Source organism: Bacillus mycoides (genome assembly GCF_018742245.1).
GTDB classification, from domain to species: domain Bacteria; phylum Bacillota; class Bacilli; order Bacillales; family Bacillaceae_G; genus Bacillus_A; species Bacillus_A cereus_U.
On record NZ_CP036136.1, the window covers coordinates 1 to 4,647 of the forward strand.

The window sequence follows — 4,647 nt, forward strand, 5'->3', positions numbered from 1 at the left end:
CATGCTATACTGAATATCACTAATAAACTTATGAAAAATATCTTTAATTTCATTAAGTTCTTCCTTTTCCTTTTAATTCCATTCTATCATAAGTGATTTATTTTGATAGAACTATTTTTGATGTATATCTTATTCATGTGAAGTTAACATAACGTCTCATTATCGGTAGCAAATAAAAAGCGAAATCCATTGATATAACAAGGATTTCGCTTTTTATTTGTTTATTATACTATGCATGATTTTATACATTCCTATCCTGGCGCGGGTTTTAGGGTTCTCGTTTGTTACTGAATTAGCCGAAAAACTGTATAAAATCTTGCATGCTTTTAGCGTGGGTTTTTTCAAAAATGCTGGCGGTACCCCTTTTTTAAGTTAGTTGACACTAAATTTCGGGTAAAAACTAGAACCTCTTTTTAATATATCTTTTTAATATATCTTTTTAAATACCTTTTAGGGACGCTGTATCCCTTGGGGCTCTAGGGACTACAGGGGTACTTAGACACTAAATTTCGAGTACTTAGACACTAAATTTCGAGTACTTAGACACTAAATTTCGAGTACTTAGACACTAAATTTCGAGTACTTAGACACTAAATTTCGAGTACTTAGACACCGTATTGTTGACGACAGTGTCTAAGTAGATGTATTATTCAAGTATTAATAGGATTGGAGCATGTTTTATGGCAAATGAGATTGTACGCTATCACAATGAAATGAATAATGTTCCTTTACGGAATTTAAGACCTGTAGATATGGATTTATTTTGGGCGTTAGCTAGTAAAGTTAAAGATAAAGGCGGAGAAACAATCTATTTTTCTAGAGAAGAAATCATAAGCCTAGCGAATTACGATAAACGAAATAGTACAATTAAGACATTTAAAGAAGACATGTATGTCATGAGTGAAAAAGTTATGAGTTTAAAGACTCATTTAGTCAAAGAAAACGGCGGATTCGTTATGTTTGTTTTATTCCCTACTTTTGATGTTGACGATAATGGGGTAACTGTTGAAGTATCAAGGTTTTTCCAACCATGGTTTAATAACCTTTTAGGGAACGGACAATTTACACGATTTGAATTAGATACGATTCTTTCGTTACGCAGTAGTTATTCTAAAGAGCTTTTTCGTTATTTAATGCAGTTTAAGTCTAGTGGTTTTTGGAAAGTCTCGCTGGATGATTTTCGAGAAAAAATGTCTGTTCCGAAAAGCTATAAAATAAGTCACATTGATCAAAAAATCTTAACAATAGTCCAGAAAGAATTAACTGAAAAAGATGAGTTAGGCAACTCAATCCTTAAATTTTTAAGCATTGAAAAAGTCAAAAAAGGAAAATATACTACCGCACCTGTAACCGGGTTCGAATTTTCATTCAAAGTCTGTGAGAATAAAATACTTTCTAAAAACGAAGAAGACGATTATGTGAAAAAAACAGCCATTAAACATGATTTTAAAGGGAAAACAAGAATACATAATCAGGCGAAACCGATACGAAAAGAGCATGTGCCGAGTTGGTTGAATGAAGAACAACCAACTCCAAAACCGCCAGTAGAAAAGCGTAGTCCAATCGAAATCTTGATGTTAACCCTTCGTATCGTGAAAATTGAAGCAACAACTGATGAGACTGAGCGATTCTTAGCGAAGTATGGCGAAGACATTCTGATTAGTGGTAAAACAACAGGTGAGATAGGGGAATTGTTTGAAGCGTGGAGGACAGAAGAAGATCAAGAAAGTACACAGGATTCAATGATTGATTTAGAACAACATAAAGTTTGGCAAGATTGTCATGCAGCTTTGGCATTTTTTGAAGAAGAAGTAGTAATTGCTAAATTCACTTCATTCGTTAAAGAGAAAAATGTAGTGTATACGGACATAGGCGACTATTTACGACTGTTTGAAACCTGGAAAATGTTTAATAAAAAATAAAAAAAGAACCAACTTTGTACAACAGTTGGTTCTTTTTTTATTTTTTAGTGCCTACTACGGTAAGGCGACACCAATTTTTTTGTCCCAACTTATGGCATGGGTACTCCAATTTTACAAATCATTATCGGTTTTTTATTTTGCCGAGTGGACTCCGAAAAACTACTCCCCGTCTAGTATCGGTTTTTTTTTAGCCGAGCGTACTCCGAAAAACAGCTCCCGTCTTTATGTTTATTGTAACACAAATGCTAAAGAAAACTTATTTTTTGAGGTTGTATGTGTTTTGTATGCTATTCCATCTGTGGTCATTTGTAGGTCGCTTTGTATTACAGATTATTTGACAATAAACGAAAAATATTTCGTAATAGTGACAAGTTGCATATTTTGTACTACAAATAGGCTACAAAATATAGCGAAGATTGGCGAGGACAAAATGCATGACAGCGGGAACCCATATGGATAAAGGGATAGTGTTTTTATGAGTGTCACGAAAAAAAGTGACGATGGATCTAAGGTGTCAGTATGCAAGGAGGAGAGGGAATCGCTACGGATTCGTTATCTCCGGAGCGGTGGCACTGTGGCTGTGTAGGTCAAACGGTATCGCAGTTGCGAAGCAACGAGAATAAGGAGTTGACCGGTACCACTAGCCTAGTAATCTCTTGTGTTCCTTCAAACAAACGTTTGAAGGTTGCCCACCGACGAGGTAGCCTCCCATGAGCGGGAGGTTGGTGGGGGATGTTTTTATTGTTATCCAAGGGACTTCCCTTGGTCGTCGTTTGGGGGCGAATCCCCCAAGGTCTTCGTCACGCTTCGTCGTGACTCGGCATATGCCGACACAACCTCGTAGAGCGTTTTAATAGTGATATGGGAGCGAAGCGGAATGTCACTATTACGAAAACGTTACTTTTTGTCTAAAAGTAACAAAAACATGGTATGGTATATATATTCAAATTTTAATTGTCCACTGTGCCATTACATATATATATCTATGATAGATTTTTAGTTTGGGAGTGTGGTTTATGAAGATTAATTACAAAAATACGATGAGTATTTCATTCAAAAAATCAACCAAGAATACTTCGTTGAAACATAACAATCGAGAATTATCTGAAACAGAAAAAGAAAATGAGTGGCACAATCATATTGATTTCGAGCGAACTCATTTGAATAAAACGTTAGTTAGAAAAGATATCAAAGAAATGTATGAGGACGTTTTTGGAGAAGCGGTTGAGGAATACAACGCAAAACAAAAACGTAAGGACAGAGTGATTAAAAATTATTACTCGAAGGTTTTGAAGGATAAAAAGTTAGAAACACAACGTGAATTTATTATCCAAGTTGGAGACATGAAAGACTTTCAAGGTGATGATCGAGAGGGAAAATGGAATAAGGCGAATGAAATTTTAGAAAAGTATGTGGAGCATTTTGAAGAAAGAAATCCAAATCTCAAAATTTATAACGCAGTGATTCATAACGATGAATCGTCCCCTCATTTGCACGTTAACGTCGTTCCTGTGGCTTCTGGATACGAAAGAGGGGTACAAGTGCAACCGTCTTTTGATAAAGCCCTTAGACAGCAAAATATGACGTCTGAAGCTGGTAGTAGTTTTGATTTGTTTGAGATTTTTAGGAATCAAGAAATTGCATTCGTTGAAAAAATGATGAATGAACGTCACTTGGGCCGTAAAGAAGTTGGGACGAATAAGATTAAGGACCATCATGAATATAAAGAGTTGCAGCGAGAGTTAGAAACTCTTGAAAACTCGATTGATAAAAAGCAAGATGAATTAATTGATTTAGAGTATGATGTGATCCAGTTGGAGAAAAAGAAAGAAAATCTTGTGGAGAAAACAGAGGAAACACATGTAGAGCAAATTACAACGTATAAGTCAGAGCATGTTCCTAAAGAAAAATATGTGATTTTAGAACGACAAGAATTTGAAAAGCTAGAGAAACAGAATGAGCTTGTCCCACAATTGGTGAACCGAAATAAAAAAATGAGTGATGAGAATGATAGTTTGTCTAAAGAGAATGCGGATCAAAAAGAAAAAATCAGTGAAATGCAGAAAATGATGGAGATGGCTAGAAAGCGAATGGAGCAACTTGTTGAGAACGGGGCTAATTTTTGGAATCGATGTGTTACATATGCTTCTAAATTTTATAAAAAGGGAAAAGAGATTGTTCCTGAAGATATGGTGAATGATGTTGAAGGTGAGCAAGATCATGAGCGTTGGAAAAAGCAAAGAGCAATGCATGAGATGAGAGGGCGAGAAATGTAATCGTTTGGTTGCATTTTTTAAATTAGGGGTACCGCCAGCATTTTGGAAAAAAATCACGCTAAGCAAAAAAAACAATAAGCCGTCCATTTGGATAGCTCATTTACATAATTATCGTTAGCGGAAGTCAATATATCTATTTATATTAGGAACCAATAATTGTATAATACCGTGTGAAATATCTATAAGAAACACTTTCTATTACATCTCCTTTTTGAAATGCTAAAGCATTTCTATATATATCTCTGTCTAAAAATTCCCATCCATCTTTTTCTTTCATTTCAATATAGGGCTCTAGTTCCCCTCGTTTTACTAAATAGGTATCGGAAATATCGTCCTTTTGTACTTCCATTATATTTTTATCTGTAAGGATCATCTTTGACATAGCAATTGCGAGTGGTATCGGATTTCCTTCTTGAAAAATGACATCCTTTTTTTGTACAAAGAATACA

Annotated in this window: 3 protein-coding genes; 2 read left to right on the top strand and 1 reads right to left on the bottom strand. The window is 35.1% G+C overall.

Annotation, left to right across the window (positions count from 1 at the left end):
* Positions 1-680 precede the first annotated feature (680 nt).
* Complete coding sequence (locus tag EXW56_RS27485) at positions 681-1,922, top strand: replication initiation protein (RefSeq protein ID WP_215597711.1); 1,242 nt, start codon at positions 681-683, stop codon at positions 1,920-1,922.
* Positions 1,923-2,938: 1,016 nt separating this feature from the next.
* On the top strand, positions 2,939-4,198 hold the full coding sequence (locus EXW56_RS27490; RefSeq protein ID WP_215597712.1) for a plasmid recombination protein: 1,260 nt from the start codon (positions 2,939-2,941) through the stop codon (positions 4,196-4,198).
* A gap of 142 nt (positions 4,199-4,340) precedes the next feature.
* Here EXW56_RS27490 and EXW56_RS27495 read toward each other — a convergent pair.
* Positions 4,341-4,647: hypothetical protein (locus tag EXW56_RS27495; protein ID WP_215597713.1), on the bottom strand; the 307-nt coding region annotated here is incomplete at its 5' end.